This window comes from Pseudomonas sp. (genome assembly GCF_050739995.1).
In the GTDB taxonomy this organism is placed as follows: Bacteria; Pseudomonadota; Gammaproteobacteria; order Pseudomonadales; family Pseudomonadaceae; genus Aquipseudomonas.
Genome location: NZ_JBOICG010000434.1, coordinates 1 through 18,140 on the forward strand (window position 1 = coordinate 1; position 18,140 = coordinate 18,140).

The following is an 18,140-nucleotide window of genomic DNA, read 5'->3' on the forward strand; positions in this document are numbered from 1 at the left end:
GGCCGCGACGCTCTTGCAACAGGTCGGTGTACTGCACCACCGTCTTCAATTGCGGCCAATAGGCGGCATGATCAAAAGTGGCCAGGTGCACATTGGTAACCTTGGCCTTCAACGCTGGCGTCACGTCAATCGCATAACGGCCAATGCAACGTTCGGTATCCGGTTTTATCGCCAGCGCCCAGTCTTTGCTGGAGTGACAGTTGATCACCCGCCCCTTGAACGGTGCCGACACGTCTTCCCAGGGGCTGGACGTAGAGATCGCCCCGCCCATCAGCAGCAGGTTGTTCAATGGCAACTCGCGGGCGACCTCCGGGCTGGCCAGCACGCTCTTGACCAGAATGCGCGCGCCGAGGGAGTGACCGATCAGGTTGATACGCCGCACTGGCAGCGACTCGTCGTGCAGGTAACCTGCCAGCTCCGGCAACAACGTCTTGGCCACTTCATCGACACGTGCCTCGACACTCTTGTAATGGTCGAGGAAATAGGCAATCGCCTTGCCCACACCCACCGTCGCCGCACCCAGGCCACCACCGCCGAGCATCGAGGCAATCACGTCTTTGAACGGCGCGAACAGGTTTTCCAGGAAATGCCCCGCCGGCCAGAACAGCATCAGGTTGGTCGAACCCTCGATACTCGCCAATTGCTCCTTGAAGCTCCCCAGTTGATGGAGATTGAAGAACGCCGAATAACCGTGAACGTAGAGATTGAGCACTTCCCCCTGGGGTTCTCCGCACAGCACGAACGTGGGCTTGCGGGTGCGGTGCATTTCATCCCACTGGTGTTGCATGGACCGGTGACTCCTGGTGACGATGGGCAGCGATAGTAACAAAGCAGGGTGTTGGCAAAGATGAATCCTGACCGACGTGATTCAGAACAACGACGCTGCCTTGGATTTGGCCAGGTAGCGTGCCGGGCTCTCTCCCAGATTGCGGCGGAACACCGAAGTAAAGGCGCTGGAGCTGCTGAACCCCAACGCGAACGCCACCTCGGTAATCGACGCGCCATGGCTGAGCCGAGCCGTCGCCTCCAACAGGCACACTTGCTGGCGCCACGCCACGAACGTCATGCCGATGCTTTCATGGAAGTTACGCGTGAAAGTACGTCGGCTCATGTTCGACCAAGCGGCCATCTCATCCAGGGAAATGCGCTGTGTCGGCGCATCCACAAAACGCTGGCAGGCCCGAGCCAGGCGAGGCTCCGCAGGTAATGGTGCACTGAGAGGCACTTCGGGCATCGCGCTGATTTCATCGATCAGCAGCGTCAATACACAGCGCTGTCGCACACCGAGTGCTGCGCTGGGCGCAATAGCCAGTGCCGCTTCCAGCAAATGCCTGAGCAGCGAAGACACCTCGAACACCTGGCAACGGTCCTGTAAACCAGCTCGCCCGGCGGCGTCGTCATCAAGGTAGGTGTTAAGCATCACCACATCACCGCGCATGTGCATCTCGTGATGTACACCGCCCGGCACCCAGATCGCCCGCTGCGGCGGCACCACCCAGCTGCCAAGGTCGGTAAACATCTTGAGTGCGCCGCTGGAGGCGTAGGCGAACTGACCACGCGAATGGGTATGCCGCTCGAACACGGTGCCGGACGGGTATTCGCGCAAGGTGACCACCGCTTCGGGGTCGTTGACATCAAAGGTCGGGATCATGGCCCGATATTGTCAAAGTATGGCCTGACATAGCAAGCGGGCCATTGCACCAAGTTCTAGCATTCACGCCTCCGAACCCGCCCTGGAACGCTCATGCACAAAAAGCACCTCGCCCTCGCCCTGCTCGTCACCTTCATCTGGGGGCTGAACTTTCCCATCACTAAACTGGGCCTGCGCGACATCGACCCGTTCTTCCTCACCAGCATTCGTTTCGCCCTGGCCGCCTTGCCACTGGTGTTCTTCATCCGGCGCCCCGCCGTCAAGTTTCGCTACGTGGCGGCCTATGGTGTGATTTTCGGGCTGGGCATGTGGGGCGTGATCAACTACGGCATCCACCTCGGGGTCAGCCCGGGTATCGCCTCGCTGATCATCCAGCTCAGCGTGTTCTTCACCCTGGGCTGGGGCTACGTGCTGTTCCAGGAAAAAATCCGCTACGCGCAGTGGATAGGCGCTGTACTCGCCTTGATCGGGCTAACCGGGATCATCGCTACCCAGCAAGGTGAACATGCCGTGCTGGGTGTCATGTTGATCGTGTTCAGTGCACTGGCCTGGAGTGTGGGCAACGTGATCATCAAGGCATCCGGGGTGAAGGAAATCTTTGCGTTCATGGTCTGGGCCAGCCTGTTCCCACCGATTCCCTTACTGCTCATGACCTGGTGGATACACGGCGGCGCAGCGTTCGAAAACTTGCCCACCCACCTCGACCTGACCGCCGTGCTGTCGATCCTGTTTCAGGTCTACCTGGCCACACACCTTGCCTATTGGGGCTGGAACACACTGCTCAAGGCTTACCCGGTGTCCACTGTCGCGCCGCTGTCGTTGTTGATTCCGGTGTTCGGGATAGCCAGTTCGATGTTGATACTGGATGAGCGGGTTTCCACACTCAACCTGATGTCGATGGCAATCATCATCGCGGGTCTCGCGGTTGGGCTATACCGTCGTCGAACGACGTCAGGGCCACAAAGCCCAGTGCTTGACCGAGCGGCTACCACACACTCATGCAGTCAGTAGGCGAAGTTGTCGATCTTGACCTGACCATCCGGAAACGTCGCGATGATTTCCAACTCCCCGCCCATTGCGCGGATGTAATCACGCAACGTGCTGATGTACATGTCAGTACGACGCTCCATCTTGGAGACAGCCGCCTGGTTGATTTTCAATGCTTTGGCCAGGCTCTCCTGGCTCAGCTGTTGTGCCTTGCGCAGTTCATGCAACGGCATTTCTTTCAAGTGCTGGCGGAACAACTGCTCGGCCTCGCTACGGGACTCGGGCGTCATGCGAGCTTGAAGTTCAGTGAATTTCTTCGCCATGGTTGTGGCCTGTATTGGAATTGAAGGCATTCAAATATTCCATCGAAGGAATTTTTGCTAGCGTTCGACAACGCCCACTTGCATGCCCACCACATTTCCAAAGCAAAAAAAACCGCCCTTTCGGGCGGTTAAAGGTGCTCGGCTTTGATCAGAAACCGAGGGAGAAGCTGATAGTCATCGCGTGGTCCTTATCGTTGCGTGACAGTTGACCCGAGTAGCCCAAACCGAGCTTGCCGTTCTGGCTGATCTGATAATCCAGGCCCGCTTCCACGACCGCACTGTCCTTGGCAATCGGCACGCCTTGAGTGCTGAACGATCCCCCGCCATTGATGAAGCTCAGGTCGGCATCGGGCTTGGTGTCACCAAAGGCGTGACGCCAGCCGATGCTGCCCCGTGGCGTGATTTTCGAGCCGTTACCCAGGGTGATGGTCTGGCCGATGCGCACGCCCAAGGTGGAGAAGGTCACGTCTTGGTCAGCATTGCCACGCAGGGCGGCGGAACCACCTTTTTCCTTGAAGGTGTCGCTGTCGTAATTGACGTAGGCCAAGCCGGCAAACGGTTCCACGACCACGTTGCGGGTTTCGATCGTGTAGCCCACTTCACCGAACACTTGTGCACTGCGTGCCTTGTAGTCGGCTTTCAGACGTTGACCTGTGCCACCGACTGCCACGTCGCGCTTGCTCTCGATGTCGTGCCAGCTGTACGCCACGCCCATCCGAGCGGCGAAGGCTTCCTGCTGATACGCGGTGTACGCCATCAAGTGGTAGCTGTCGACGTCAGCGCTGGAGTTGCGGCGCTTGGCATCCAGGTCGCTGCGGGTGTAACCGGCGGCCACACCGACGCGCCAGGCGTCGTCCACTTGCTTGTCGGTACCGAGCAGGAAACCGCCGAGGTTGCGATCCAGTTTGGCGGTGTTGCTGTCGCCACCCATGTGGCCCCAGGTGCCCAGCACACGCATCCAGCCGACCATTTCGCCGTGGCAGCCCGCGCTGCTCAGGCGGTTTTCACTCGGTGCCAGGCTGTTGCGTGGATCATCCTCGCGATAGCAGCCGGGTTGGCGCATACGCTCGTTGACCGCGTCACGGATGTAGCGCGAGTCTTCGAGCATGGCACTGGCGGTGCTGGCATGGATCTCACCGGACAAGCTGTCGAAGGCCGCCCGTGCACCGGCCGCATCGGTATTGAGCAGCGCATTTTGCACCGCCGCTCCACCCACTGCGGGACCACTGTCCAAAGCCGCCGCCACGCCACTCTGGTTGCCGGTGGCTGCCACGCTGGCATAACTCACGTTGTTACGGCTGACCGCCAGGGCCACCTGGTTCGGGCTGTAGTTCAAGGCGGTATTGAGGAACGCCAGATTCTCCAGGTTGGTGTTGCTGAAGGTGCCGTTGACGCCGCCACTGGCCGTCAGCAACGTGTAGGTGGTCGGGCCGGCATACGGCGCCAGGTTGATGACATTCAACGTACCGCCGAGGTTCGCCGTACCGCCAACCGCCAAGGAACTGGCGACCGAAGGCGTGATGACCAGGTTGAGTGCACCGGTATTGGCGTTGGTGAAATTGCCAGCCACAGTCAGCTTGCCGCTGTCAGGGGTGACGCTGCCGTTGTTGACCAGCGAACCGACACTGCCGTTGCCGGTCAAGCCGGCGCCACTGGCCACGGTCACTTGCCCACCCAACACCGCACCTGGATTGGCCGCATTGCCGACTTGCAGCACGCCCTCATCCACTGCCACCGTGCCGCTGAACGGTTGGTTGCCGGTCAGCAACAGCGCGCCGGAGCCTTGCTTGGCGATGCTGCCGGTGCCCGTCAAGGTGCCGCTGAAGGTGCCATTAGTTCGTTGTACAAACAGCATGCGTGCGTTGTTCAGGAAACGGCCCTGCAAGCTTTGCGTGCTACCGGCCAGCGTACCGCCGCTGACGGTAGTACCGCCTGTGTAGGTGTTGGCACCGGTCAACAACAAGGTGCCGGCGTCCAGTTTGTTGATGCCCCCGGCCCCCACGATCGGTGCTGCCACTTCCGTGGTCACCCCCGAATTGACCCGCACCGCTGCAACACCAGTCGGTGTCAACGAGCCTCCAGCCCCCGCCGTCAGCGTGTAGCCAGGGTCGAGGAACTGCAGACCGGTAAAGCCCTGGTTGCCGACTACAGTGACACTACCGCCCTGCCCACCAAACACGGCGAACTGGTTGTTCGACGCCTGGCCTTGGGTGCCCGTCGGGTCGGTCCAGTTGGTGCCTGGACCCCAGGTGCCGCTGCCGCCGGTGATGGTGCCGCCTGGGTTAGTGGTGCCGCCGTTCCAGAACTGGATCTGCCCTGGTGTGGTCTGCACCAGCAGGTTGAGCTGGTTGGCCAACGCTGTCTGCAGGGTCAGGTCGCCCAGGCCCACCGGCAATGTGCCAAGGGTCAAGCCGTTATCGGTCAAGCTGCCGCCATAGCGGAACAGTTGGTAGACGCCGACCCCAAAGCCACCTGCATTGGTGACGTTGAGTGTGCCATCGAGGACCAGGTTACCCGCCACATTCACTGCGGTGGTGGATGCCCCGGGTGCACCCAGGGTGAAGTCCAGGGCCGTGCCCGATGACAGTGCCAGCGAGCCCACCGACAACGGCGTCGCAGAGCCCGCCTTGAGGGTGGAACCATCCGCCATCGTGACAGCGCCACTGAGGGTGCCGCTCCCGCCGAGGGTCGCGCCACTCGCCACTTGTACTGCCGCGCTGTTCAAGGTGCCGTTGACCAGCAGGCTGCCTGCGTTGACGTTGGTGTTGCCGGTGAAGGTGTTGTTGCCAACCAGCAGCAGCGCGCCGGTACCGGTTTTATTCAATACCCCGGCGCCCGTCAGGTTGCCGGTGTAGGTACCATCGGCTCCTTGGGCAAAAGTCAGCGCGGCATTGTTGGCGATTGCGCCTTGCAGGCTGTTGGTGTCGCCGGTGGTGCTGCCGCCGTTGAGTGTGGTGCCGCCGCTGTAGGTGTTCGCGCCGGTCAGCAGCAGCGCGCCATTGCCGTTTTTCACCAGGCTGCCGGTGCCACTGACGACGCCGTTGAGTGCCAGGTCGTGACTGCCAGCCAACGTCAGCGGGCCGCCCAGGTTGATGGCGTTGGCCAGTTGCAGGTCGGTCGTGCCGTCCAACTGAGCAGGACCGCCCACCGCCAGCACACCCGTGCCCAGAGCGCCGTTATTGCCAAGGATCAGTTGACCGGCATTCAAACCGGTGCCGCCGCTGTAGGTGTTGGCACCGTTGAGGGTCAGTGTTGCCGTGCCTTTTTTCAACAGGCTGCCGGTACCGCTGAGCGCACCGTTGAGCGTCAACGCGTTGCTGCCGCCGATGCTGAGCGCGCCGTTGAGTACCGCTGTGTTACCCAAAACGACGGCCGCGTTGCTGTCCAGGGTGGTGCCGTCCGCTGCAGTCAACGCGCCGGAGCCCAGCGCGCTGTTATTGCCAACCACCAGCGTGCCACCATTCAACGCGGTGCCGCCGGTATAGGTGTTGCTGCCGTTGAGCACCAAGGTGCCGCTGTCGAGCTTGGCCAGGGTGCCAGCGCCACCGAGTGTCACGCCCAGGGTGGCGGTGGCGTTCGGGTCGACACGGATCGCCGTGTTGCCGGTGCCACCGTTGACCAGGTTGAGCACGCCTGCTGTGCCAGAGGCCAGGTTGTAGCCGTCAGTGACGAACTGCATGCCGGTGATGGATTGCGTACCATCCACGTTCACGTTGCCCGCCGTGCCTTGGAACACCGCGAAGCTGTTGCCCCAGCCTTGGTTGAGCGTGCCGTCGACATTGGTCCAGTTGGTGATACCAGTGCCCCAGGTACCGGTGCCGCCATCAATGGCGCCATTGCCCACCAGGTTGGCGCCATCCCAGAACTGCACGGTGGTGTTGGGCGCCGTCACCAGCAGGTTGACCTTGTTGCTGACCGCTGTCTGCACTTGCACATCGCCCGGGATCACGCTGCCCGGTAGTGTGCCGAGGGCCAGGCCATTGTTGGTGAGTGCCCCGCCGTAGTTGATGATGTTATAGACGCCGCTGCCAAAGCCGCCGATATCCGTGACGTTGAGCTTGCCACCCAGTGTCAGGTCGCCGCCCACGTTCAACAGCCCGCTGCCGCCGCCGACTACCGGAATACCGAGGCCGACGTCCAGGTTGGCATTGTTGCCCAATACCAGCGACCCCACCGACAGCGAGCTGCCGGAGGTCAGGCCGAGATGGCCGCCGTCGGCGACCGTCACCGCGCCGGTCAACGTACCGGTTCCGGCCAGAGTCGCAGCGTTGTTGACCGCCACCGTGCCGCTGGCCAGCGAACCGCTGACATTCAAGGTGCCGCCATTGATATTCGCGGCGCCGCTGAGACCATTGGTGCCGCTCAGGTTGAGCACACCGCTGCCGTTTTTATCCAGGTTGCCGGCACCGTTCAGTGCGCCTGCGAAGGTGTTGTCCAGGTTGCTGCCACCCACCGCCAGCGTGTTGCCGCCCGCGACTTGGACAATGCCGTTGCCGGCCAAGCTATTGAGGCTGGCATTCCCCCCCAGGTTGAGGCTGGCACCCGTGCCAACGTTGACACCGGACGTGTTGCCCAGCGCCGCGTTGCCCTGGGTGGTCACGGTACCGCCGACCACGTTGAGGGGGCCGCTGAAAGTGTTGTTACCCGTGAGCAGCAAGTCCGCCGCGCCGTTCTTGATCAGCGCTGCATTACCGGCCAGCACACCGCCCAGGGTCAGGTTGTTGTTACCGGCCACGTTCAGGTCGGCATTCAGGTTGACCGCGTTGGCCAGCACCAGCGGCGCGCTGTTGTCCAGAGTACCGGTGCCGCTGACGGTCAGGGCACCCGAGCCCAGGCCCGCAGCATTGCCAACGGTCAGTGTCCCGGCAGCGAGTGTGGTACCGCCGCTGTAGGTGTTGGAGCCATTCAGGGTCAGATTGGCATTGCCGTTCTTGATCAACGAACCGTTGCCGTCGACCACACCGCCCAGGGTCAGGTCATGGGTGCCCACCACGGTCAGCGCCGCATTGACGCTGACGTTATTGACCAGGGCCAGTGCGCTGCTGTTATCCAGCGTGGCAGTACCGCCGACGGTCAAGGCACCCGTGCCGAGCGCCGAGCCGTTGCCCAGGGTCAAGGTACCCGCGTTCAACTGCGTACCACCGAGGTACGCATTATTGCCAGTGAGCGTCAGGTTGCCCGTTCCACTTTTGGTCAGGCCGCCCGCGCCGCTGACCAACCCGTTGAGCGCCAAATCGGCGCTGCCGAGGATACCGAGGTTACCCGCCAGGTTTACGGTATTGGTCAAGGCCACTGCGCTGCTGGTGTCAAGGGTGGTGCCCGCCGCCGCATTCAACGCACCGGTGCCCAAGGCATTGTTGGAAGCCAGGATCACCCCGCCGCCATTCAGCGCGGTCGGTCCTGCATAGGTGTTGTTGCCGCTCAAGGTCAGGTTGGCGATGCCATTCTTGATCAGGCTGCCGGTGCCCGCCACGGTGCCTGCCAGGGTCAGGGCGTTGCTGCCGCCGACAGTCAGGGTGCCGTTGACGTTCACAGCGTTGCCCAGGGTAACGGCGGTGTTGCTGTCCAGTGTGGTGCCGTTGGCGGTGGTCAATGCACCACTGCCCAGCGCGCTGTTATTGCCGACTACCAGGGTGCCGCCATTGAGCGCGGTGCCACCGGTGTAGGTGTTGGCGCCATTGAGTACTAGCGTGCCCGAATCCAGCTTGGCCAGCGTTCCGCCGCCGTCGAGGGTCACACCCAGGGTGGCGGTGACGTTCGGGTCGACACGCACCGCCGTATTGCCGCCGACGCCGTTGAGCAGGGTCAAGGCCCCCGCCGTGCCGCCGACTACGTTGTAGCCGTCGGTGACAAATTGCAGGCCGGTAATGGCTTGAGCGCCGTCAACCGTCACAGTGCCTGCCGTGCCTTGGAACACCGCGAAGCTGTTGGGCGTCCAGCCTTGATTGACCACGCCATTGACATTGGTCCAATTAGTACCAATGCCCCCCCAGGTGCCGGCACCGCCATCGACGTTGCCGTTCGCCACTTGCTGGCTACCATCCCAGAACTGCACGTTGGTGCTGCCGCTGACCAGCAAGTTGATCTGGTTGGCGATCGCGCTCTGCACGGAAAGATCGCCCGGGGTCACGTTCACCGGTACGCTGCCCACCGCCAGGCCGTTGTCAGTGAGTGCACCGGTATAGTCGATCAAACTATAGATACCCGCACCGAAGCCGCCGATATCGTGCACGTTGAGGGTGCCGTCCAGGGTCAGGTTGCCGCCCACATGGATCAACGCTGTACCGCCGCTGGACGCCGCGCCCAGGCCAGCATCCAGGTTGGAGTTGCCGTTCAAGACCAGCGAGCCCACCGTCAAGGTGTTGCCCGAATTGACGGCCAGGTGAGCGCCATCGGCCACATTCACACTGCCCAACAAAGTGCCGGTGCCGCCCAGGGTAGCGCCGCTGGCGACGCCCACGTTCGCACTGGCCAGTTCGCCGTTGACCAGCAGGCTGCCGGCATTCACTTGGGTGTCACCGGTCAACGTGCTGATGCCGCCCAGGGTCAGGGCTCCGTTGCCAATTTTAGTGAAGTTGCCAGCGCCGGTGAGCACACCGCCGAAGGTGCTGTTCAGGTTATTGCCACCGACACTTAAAGTGCTGCCCGTGCCGACCAAGGTCACGCCGTTACCGGTGAGCGCGCCGAGGCTGGCCGAGCCGCCCAGGTTCAATTGCGCACTGTTGCCCAGGTTGACCCCGGCGCCCACACCCAGCGCACCGTTGCCCAGAGTGGTGAGGCTGCCGGATTGCACGTCGAACAGGCCGGTGAAGGTGTTGTTGCCACTCAGGGTCAAGTCGGCCAGACCGGTTTTGATCAAGCTGGCGCCACCCGATAGCACACCGCCCAAAGTCATATTGTTGTTGCCGGCAAGGGTCAGGTTGGCGTTGACGTTGACCGCATTGGTCAGCACCAACGGCGCGCTGCTGTCCAGGCTGGCAGCGCCACCGACCGTCAAGGCGCCAGAGCCAAGCGCTGCCGACGTACCCAGGGTCAAGGTACCGGCATTGAGGGTGGTACCGCCTTGATAAGTATTGATGCCATTGAGTGTCAGGTTGGCAGCGCCGTTTTTGACCAGCGCCCCGCTGCCGGACACCAGGCCGCCGAGGGCAAGGTCATTCGTACCGGCCACCGTCAGGTTGGCATTCAACACCACATTGTTGCCGGCGGTCACCGTCGTATTGTTATCCAGGGTGGCTGCGCCAGCGACGGTCAGGTTGCCCAGGCCCAAGGCCCCATTGCTACCCAGCGTCAGGGTGCCGGCGTTGAGGGTCGTGCCGCCGAGGAAGTTATTCGCGCCACTGAGCACCAGGTTGGCCGCGCCGTTTTTCGTCAGGCTGCCGGCACCGTTGATGGTGCCGCCGAGGGTCAGGTCTGCCGTACCGAGGATGCCCAGGTTGCCCGCCAGGTTGATCGCATTGTTGGCGGTGACTGCGGCACTGCTGCCCAGGCTCGTGCCATTCGCTGCATTCAAAGTGGCGCTGCCCAACGCCGAATTGGACGCCAGAATGAGTCCACCGGCGCTCAACGCCACCGGACCGAGGAAGGTGTTATTGCCGCCCAGGGTCAAGTTGGCCGCCCCCGCTTTGATCAAGCCACCCGCGCCGCCAATCACGCCATTGAGCGTCAGCGCCTGGGTGCCTGCCACGGTCACATTGCCATTCAACGTGACGGCATTAGCCAGGGTGGTCGCGGTATTGCTGTCCAGCGTCGTACCACCAGCGGCCGTCAACGTGCCACTGCCCAGCGCCGCGTTATTGCCCACCACCAAGGTGCCGCCATTGAGCGTGGTGCCTCCGGTGTAGGTGTTGGTGCCGCCGAGTACCAGCGTACCGGCGTCGAGTTTATTGAGGATGCCGGTACCATCAATGTTCACCCCGATGGTCGCAGTGGCACCGGGGTCAACCCGGATCGCCGTATCACCCGACAATCCATTCACCGCCGTCAACTGCCCAGCTATGCCGCTGACCAGGTTGTAGCCGTCGGTAGCGAATTGCATGCCGGTGAACAGTTGCGGCCCCTGCACCGTGACCGTACCCGCCGAGCCCTGGAACACGGCAAAGTCCCCGGCCCATGTCTGGTTGAGCGTGCCGCTGACGTTGGTCCAGTTGGTGCCACCACTGGACCAAGTGCCAGTGCCGCCATCCACCGAACCGTTGGGAATGGTCTGGCTGCCGTCCCAGAACCGCAGGTTGGTGCTCGGCGCCGAGACGACGATATTGACTTGATTACCGACTGAGGTCTGCACCACCAGGTCGCCCAGGGCATAACCGATGGGCACGGTGGCGACGTCAAGGCCCAGGTTGGTCAGGCTGCCGGTGTAGTTGGCCAGGCGGTAGACGCCGACGCCAAAGCCACCGGCATCCGTCACGTTAAGGTTGCCATCGAGGGTGAGGTTGCCACCGACGCTGAGCAAGGGCGTGACGGACGGAGCGTTCAGTGCCACATCCACATTGGCTCCCGAACCCAATACCAAGGAACCGGCAGACAGGGTCGTGCCACTGCTCAGTGCCAGGTGCCCGCCATTGTTCACATTCAAGGCGTTGAGTACCGAACCGCTGCCGGTCAGGGTGCCGCCGCTGTTCACATTGACGATGCCGCTGGCCAGGGAACCACTGAGATTCAAGGTGCCCGCATTGATCGCGGTATTGCCGGTCAAGCCATTGGTGCCAGCGAGGTTGAGGGTGCCGCTGCCGACTTTGGTCAGGCCACCGCCGCCATCGAGGCTGCCGTTGAACGTACTGGATGTGCTGACACCGCCCACACTTAATGTCGTACCCGCGCCCAGTACAACCGAACCACTGCCGGACAGCGCCGCCAAGCTCGAATCAGCCCCCAGGTTCAGTGATGCCCCGGCGCTGATGTTGGCACCGGAAGTATTGCCCAGGGCATTGGCACTCAACACACTGAGGCTGCCGGCAAGCACATCCACGGCGCCGGTCAACGTGTTATTACCCGTCAGGGTCAGGTCGGACAAGCCATTCTTGATCAGGCTGCCGGCGCCGCTGAGCACACCGCTCAGGACCAAATTGTTGTTGCCGGCGAGGGTCAGGTTGGCATTCAGCGCAATGGCGTTGCCCAGGTTGAAGGGCCCACTGGTGTCCAGGGTCGCCGCGCCCCCGACGGTCAGCGCCCCGCTACCCAGCCCGCCAGCGTTGCCCACGGTCAGTGTCCCGGCGTTGAGCGTGGTGCCGCCGCTGAACGTGTTGTTGGCATTGAGGGTCAGGTTGGCCGCGCCGTTCTTGATCAGCGGACCAGCACCGCTGGCTACACCGCCCAGTGTCAGGTCATTGGTGCCGCCCACGGTCAGGCCGGCATTGAGCGCAATGGCATTGCTCAGGGTGACGGCCGCGTTGCTGTCCAACGTCGAGGCACCGCCGACGGTGAGCGCGCCACTGCCCAGGGCCGTGTCCGTGCCGACCGTCAGCGTCCCGCTGTTGAGCGTGGTGCCACCCTGGAAAGTATTGAGGCCGTTGAGGGTCAGGTTGGCCGCGCCATTCTTGATCAATGAACCTGCCACGCCGCCGACCACACCGCCCAATGTCAGATCGGCCGAGCCGCCCACCGTCAGCGCGCCACCGAGGTTGATCAGGTTAGTCAGCGACGAAGTGGTATTGGCGTCCAGCGCAGTCCCCGCCGCCGCCGTCAGCGTGCCGCTGCCCAACGCATTGCTGCCACCCACGACGATCTTGCCGAGGTTGAGCGATGTGCCGCCCAGGTAGTTGTTGGCGCCGTTGAGGATCAGGTCCGCCGGGCCGGCCTTGACCAGAGCGCCAATGCCACTCACCACGCCGTTCAAGGTCAAAGCGTTGCTGCCATCGATGGTCAAGCTGCCGTTCAGGTTGAGGTTATTGCCCAGGCTCAACGCGCCGCTGGCATCCAGGTGAGTGCCATTCGACGCGGTCAAGGCCCCCGTGCCCAACGCTGTGCCGGAACCGAGCATCAGCCCTCCAGCGGTCAGCGCGGTGGTGCCGGAATAGGTATTGGCGCCATTGAGGGTGAGGGTCGCCGCACCCGTTTTGATCAACCCGTTGGTGCCGCTGATGACACCGCTCAAGGTCAGTGGATTGGCGCTCGCCACCGTCAGGTTGGCGCCCAGGTTGATAGCATTGCCCAGGGTGACACCGGCGTTGTTGTTCAGGGTCGCGGCCCCGGTCACATTGAGCGCACCGGTGCCCAACGCCGCATTGTTACCCACCGTCAACGTGCCGCCCGCCAGCGTGGTGCCGGCCAGGAACGTGTTAGCGCCGTTGAGCACCAACGCTGCCGCGCCGTTTTTGGTCAGCCCACCCGCACCGCTGATCACACCGCCCAGCGTCAGGTTGTTGCTGCCACCGATATTCAGGTTGCCGGCGAGGTCCAACGCATTGGTGAGGCTGACGGCGGTGCTGGCATCCAGCGTGGTGTTGTTGGCCGCACTCAAGGTGCCGCCCGTACCCAGGGCCGTATTGCTGCCAAGGATCAGCGAACCGCCGTTGAGGTTGGTGTTACCGCTGAAGGTGTTGTTGCCGCCCAGGGCCAACGCAGCGGCGCCGTTCTTGATCAAGTTTCCCGCACCGGAAATGACGCCGTTCAAGCCCAATGCCTGGCTGCCGCCCACGGTCAGTGCACCTACCAGGTTCACGGCGTTGCCGAGGGTGACGTTGGTGCTGGCATCCAGCGAAGTACCCGCCGCCGCAATGAGGGCGCCGGTACCCAGGGCTGTATTGCTGCCAAGGATCAACGAACCACTGTTGAGGTTGGTGTTGCCGCTGAAGGTGTTGTTGCCACCCAGGGTCAACGCAGCGGCGCCGTTCTTGATCAGGTTTCCTGCACCAGAAATGACGCCGTTCAAGCCCAGCGCCTGGCTGCCGCCCACCGTCAATGCGCCGGCCAGGTTGACAGCATTGGCCAGGGTCACGGCGGTGCTGGCATCCAGCGAAGTGCCCGCTGACGCGGTAAGGGCGCCGAGCCCCAATGCTGTGTTGGAACCCAGTACCAGGCCGCCAGCGTTCAGTGCGGTAGTGCCCGTACGGGTATTGTTGCCGGTCAGGGTCAACAGGCCCGCACCGCTTTTGGTCAGCGCACCCGCGCCGGACATCACGCCGCTGAGGGTCAAGGGGTTGATCCCGGTCAGGTTCAACGCACCGCCGAGGCTGATGTTATTGCTCAAGGCTGACGCGCCGCCGCCATCGAGGCTGGCCGCCGCCGTGACATTCAAACTGCCGTTGCCCAGGGCATTGTTATTACCCAGCACCAAGGTGCCTGCACCCAGGTTGGTAGTGCCGGTATAGCTGGTGTTGAGGCCGTTGAGGCCAAGGCTGCCGGTGCCGATCTTGGTGATGGTGCCTGCACCTGTTATGACACCGCCCAGGTTCAGGGTCCCGGCAACGTCGGTGGTCAAGGTGCTGCCAAGGGTGAGGTCGTTGGCGAGGTTGATCGTGCCGGGCGCCTGCAAGGTTGCCACACCGGTGACGTTGACCAAGCCACTACCCAGCGCCAAGTCATTGCCCAACTGCACGGTGCCGCCGGCCAGCGTGGTGCCGCCCGAATAGGTGTTGGCACCGCTGAGGATCAATTGGCCGGTGCCGGCCATGTTCAAACCACCCGTGCCTGAGAGTACGCCCGCCAGGGTCAAGCCTGTGGCGGCACCATTCACCGTCAGGCCGCCCCCCGTGAGTGTCATCAAGTTGTTAAGGGCGAGCCCCCCGGCACTCGCTTGAATCGCGCCGCCATTGGCGGTCAGTACGCCGCTGCCGAATGTAGCGTTGTTGTCAAACAGTGAGATACCACCGTTGAGTGTCGTATTGGTGCTCACCAAGGGCCCTGTCAGGGTCCAGGTACCGCTGTTGACCGTCAGGTTGTTGAAGTTGACGTAATTGGCACTCGAAGCAGCGCCGATACCACTGGTGCCGCCGCCTAAACCACTAGCGTTTTGCAGCACCAACGTGTTGCTGCCCCCTGCTCCACCGTCAATCTGGCCGGTGGGCGCAAAGGTGAGATTGATCCCCACCAAGCCGCCCAGGTTGAGACCGAGCCCACCCCCGCTGGCCACGCTGGAACCGGTAATGGCGTTAAAGGTGTTGCTGCTCGACGCCCCCATCGACAAACCGCCCACAATGCTGCCGGCGTTGGTGAACGTATTGCCGCCTGTCGACGCTTCGAACGCCATGCGCCCGTTGATGTTGGCCCCCGCCTCGTTGCTCATGATGATTTGAGAGCCGCCGTGCACCGCCACCACCGGCACATCAGGGGTCAACAGGCTAAGGCCCAGCAATGCCGAGGAACCCAGGGTCCCACTGTTGGTGATGGTGGTCGTCCCCGAGCTGCCGTTGTTGATATTGAGGGCCATGCCATTGAGGGTGCCGAGGTTGAGCGAGAGAAGTCCCGAGGTGCCCTTCATCGTCCCCGTGTTATTGACAACCACCTGGCCCGACGCTCCACTGCCAATCACCACGCCACTGCTGAGCAGCGTCACCAGCCCGAGAACTGAAGGGTCGATGGTGCCGTTGTTGTTCAAGGTGATGTTGTTACCCGTCAGGCTCATCACCGTACCCAGCGAGGCCGCCATGGTGGTGCCACTGAGTACATTGACAGTCAAGCCGTCAGTGCCATTGGAATAGGCGTTGGGAGCCAGGAGCGCAGCGGTACCGCTGCAGTCCACCGTTAACCCGGTAACGGTGCAGGCAGCCATCGCAGACTGGGCAGTGAGACCGATCAGCAGCCCAGCGACGCCGAGGCGAACCGCAAGGGAAAGAGGAGAAAACCGGGGTGTAGCGGCAGTAGCAAGTCTTCTATCCACGTCCAACTCCTTCGTGGTCCAAGCCTTTCATCCATGAATGCGTAGAAGCCCAACCCTAGAGACCGACACGCACTGAATTCGAAATACCTGACCGTGGTGACAACTGACCTAGTGTGTCGAAACAGTAGTAGACCAACGGAAAGCCATTGAATTAAATGGTATTAATACTTTCGTAAATTCAGTGTAAGAATGGAATTACAGCCAACATCCATTGACATTTCGCTGCAAAAACACAAGTTTCAAAATGTAAGCAAGCGCTCTAATGGCGCCCTGTAGATTCGCTTTATTGATCCTGGAGTTCCCCATGCCCCATGAAGGCAACCTGTTACAAGCAGCCGTGGTGTTCCTGCTCGCTGCCGTGCTGACCGTGCCTTTGGCCAAACGCCTGCAACTGGGTGCGGTACTCGGCTATCTGTTCGCTGGCGTGATCATCGGCCCATCGGTGTTGGGCCTGGTGGGCAATCCACAAAGCGTGGCGCAGTTCTCGGAACTGGGCGTGGTGCTGCTGCTGTTTATCATCGGCCTGGAACTGTCGCCCAAGCGTTTATGGGTAATGCGCAAGGCGGTGTTCGGCGTCGGCCTGGCCCAGGTGTTGCTCACAGGCCTGGTGATGGGAGCGGTAGCGTTATGGCTGTTTGGCCAAGCGTGGAACAGCGCGATCGTGCTGGGCCTTGGTCTGGCCCTGTCCTCTACGGCCTTTGGCCTGCAAAGCCTGGCCGAGCGCAAGGAACTCAACCAACCCCATGGGCGCTTGGCCTTTGCAATTCTGTTGTTCCAGGACATCGCCGCGATCCCGCTGATCGCCATGGTGCCGTTGCTGGCCGGCAGCGACCACCCGACCACCGAGGCCCAGGGCTGGCAACACGTACTGCAAATCCTCGGCAGCATCGCCGTGGTGATCATCGGCGGACGCTACCTGTTGCGCCCGGTGTTTCGTATCGTCGCCAAGACCGGCCTGCGCGAAGTGTCCACCGCCACCGCGTTGCTGGTGGTGATCGGCACCGCCTGGCTGATGGAACTGGTGGGCGTGTCCATGGCCCTCGGCGCCTTCCTCGCCGGCCTGCTGCTGGCGGATTCGGAATACCGTCATGAGTTGGAATCCCAGATCGAGCCGTTCAAGGGCCTGCTGTTGGGCCTGTTCTTTATCAGCGTCGGCATGGGCGCCAACCTCAGCCTCCTGCTCAGCACACCGCTGGTGGTCATCGGCCTGACCCTGCTGTTGATCGGCTTGAAGTTGCCACTGCTCTACGCCGTTGGCCGCTTGGTGGGCGACCTCAATCGTGAGAGCGCCCTGCGCCTGGGCGTAGTGCTGGCAGCGGGCGGTGAATTTGCCTTCGTGGTGTTCAAGATCGGCCGCGACCAGGGCCTGTTCGAGCCACATCTGTACGACGTGCTGGTGCTGACCATCACCCTGTCCATGGCGGTGACGCCGCTACTGCTGTTGGTATGCCCCAAGCTGTTCAAGCCCAAGGCCAAACCCGTGGAGGTGCCGGAGGAATACCGCACCATCGAAAGCGACGCGCCACGTGTGGTGATCGCCGGCATGGGCCGTATGGGCCAGATCGTGGCGCGGATACTGCGCGCCCAAAACATCTCGTTCATTGCCCTGGACACCTCGGTGGAGACCATCGAGCTGACCCGCAGTTTCGGCGGCATGCCGGTGTTCTACGGTGACCCGCAACGCCCGGAAATCCTCCACGCGGCCAAGGTCGATCAGGCCGAGTTCTTCGTAATCGCCATGGACGACCCGGAGATCAACATCAAGACCGCCGAACTGGTGCGTAACCTCTACCCGCACATGAAAATCATCGCCCGTGCCCGTAACCGCCAGCACGTACACCGGTTGGTGGACCTGGACGCCTCACCGGTGCGAGAGACTTTCTATTCCAGCCTGGAAATGAGCCGTCGCACCCTGGTTGGTCTTGGTTTGAGCCAGGCCCAGGCCGACGCACGCATTACCCGTTTCAAAAACCACGACCTGCAAGTCCTCGCCGCCCAACACGCGGTGTACGACGACGCGGCCAAGGTGATGCAAACCGCCCAGGAAGCCCGCACAGAACTGGCGCGGCTGTTTGAGATGGACCGACTTGAGGAAGAGTCCGACAAGGTGTAAAGCCATCGATGAACGATATTGCGATTTTTCTGACAGAATACGCCGCAATTTCGTTCATCACTGGAGCGCTCCATGGCCACTTTCACCAAGACCGCCGCCCTGCTGGCCCTCGCGCTTACCGCCGGCAGCGTATTCGCTGCCGCCAAACCGACCACACAAACCATCTCGACCTTGGGCGGCAAGTTCACCTTCAGCCTGCCCTAGGCCTACAACGAAGTTTCTATTAATTACGGCAAGGCGGAATAT

At 62.2% G+C, this 18,140-nt stretch carries 7 protein-coding genes; 3 read left to right on the forward strand and 4 right to left on the reverse strand.

Features of this window, described 5'->3' with window-relative positions:
• Together ACRESD_RS14475 and ACRESD_RS14480 are read right to left on the reverse strand one after the other, a co-directional pair.
• On the reverse strand, positions 1–787 hold a 787-nt coding region (locus ACRESD_RS14475; RefSeq protein WP_431751536.1), incomplete at its 3' end, for a DUF726 domain-containing protein.
• Between the two features lie 81 nt (positions 788–868).
• Positions 869–1,651, reverse strand: a complete 783-nt coding sequence (locus tag ACRESD_RS14480) for an AraC family transcriptional regulator (protein WP_431751537.1) — start codon at positions 1,649–1,651, stop codon at positions 869–871.
• A gap of 93 nt (positions 1,652–1,744) precedes the next feature.
• On the opposite strand from ACRESD_RS14480, the gene ACRESD_RS14485 reads away from it, so the two are divergent.
• The gene (locus tag ACRESD_RS14485; protein WP_431751538.1) at positions 1,745–2,662 is read left to right on the forward strand and encodes an EamA family transporter; all 918 of its coding nucleotides are present in this window, start codon (positions 1,745–1,747) and stop codon (positions 2,660–2,662) included.
• Here the strand turns inward: ACRESD_RS14485 and ACRESD_RS14490 are convergent.
• Positions 2,656–2,961, reverse strand: a complete 306-nt coding sequence (locus ACRESD_RS14490) for a helix-turn-helix domain-containing protein (protein ID WP_431751539.1) — start codon at positions 2,959–2,961, stop codon at positions 2,656–2,658. The genes ACRESD_RS14485 and ACRESD_RS14490 overlap by 7 nt on opposite strands.
• A 148-nt stretch (positions 2,962–3,109) precedes the next feature.
• The gene (locus ACRESD_RS14495) at positions 3,110–15,781 is read right to left on the reverse strand and encodes an autotransporter-associated beta strand repeat-containing protein (protein ID WP_431751540.1); all 12,672 of its coding nucleotides are present in this window, start codon (positions 15,779–15,781) and stop codon (positions 3,110–3,112) included.
• A gap of 304 nt (positions 15,782–16,085) precedes the next feature.
• Here ACRESD_RS14495 and ACRESD_RS14500 point away from each other — a divergent pair, with 304 nt between their 5' ends.
• Positions 16,086–17,894 (forward strand): monovalent cation:proton antiporter-2 (CPA2) family protein, encoded by a 1,809-nt coding sequence (locus ACRESD_RS14500; RefSeq protein ID WP_431751541.1) that lies wholly within the window; start codon positions 16,086–16,088, stop codon positions 17,892–17,894.
• Between the two features lie 72 nt (positions 17,895–17,966).
• A complete protein-coding gene (locus ACRESD_RS14505) occupies positions 17,967–18,098 on the forward strand; it encodes a hypothetical protein (RefSeq protein WP_431751542.1) in 132 nt (43 codons plus the stop codon).
• The last annotated feature ends 42 nt before the right edge of the window (positions 18,099–18,140 follow it).

What these genes read in the sequence shown, in the direction of transcription:
- ACRESD_RS14480 (WP_431751537.1), bottom strand. Translation starts at nt 1,651, where the DNA reads ATGATCCCGACCTTTGATGTCAACGACCCCGAAGCGGTGGTCACCTTG.
- ACRESD_RS14485 (WP_431751538.1), top strand. Translation starts at nt 1,745, where the DNA reads ATGCACAAAAAGCACCTCGCCCTCGCCCTGCTCGTCACCTTCATCTGG.
- ACRESD_RS14490 (WP_431751539.1), bottom strand. Translation starts at nt 2,961, where the DNA reads ATGGCGAAGAAATTCACTGAACTTCAAGCTCGCATGACGCCCGAGTCC.
- ACRESD_RS14500 (WP_431751541.1), top strand. Translation starts at nt 16,086, where the DNA reads ATGCCCCATGAAGGCAACCTGTTACAAGCAGCCGTGGTGTTCCTGCTC.
- ACRESD_RS14505 (WP_431751542.1), top strand. Translation starts at nt 17,967, where the DNA reads ATGGCCACTTTCACCAAGACCGCCGCCCTGCTGGCCCTCGCGCTTACC.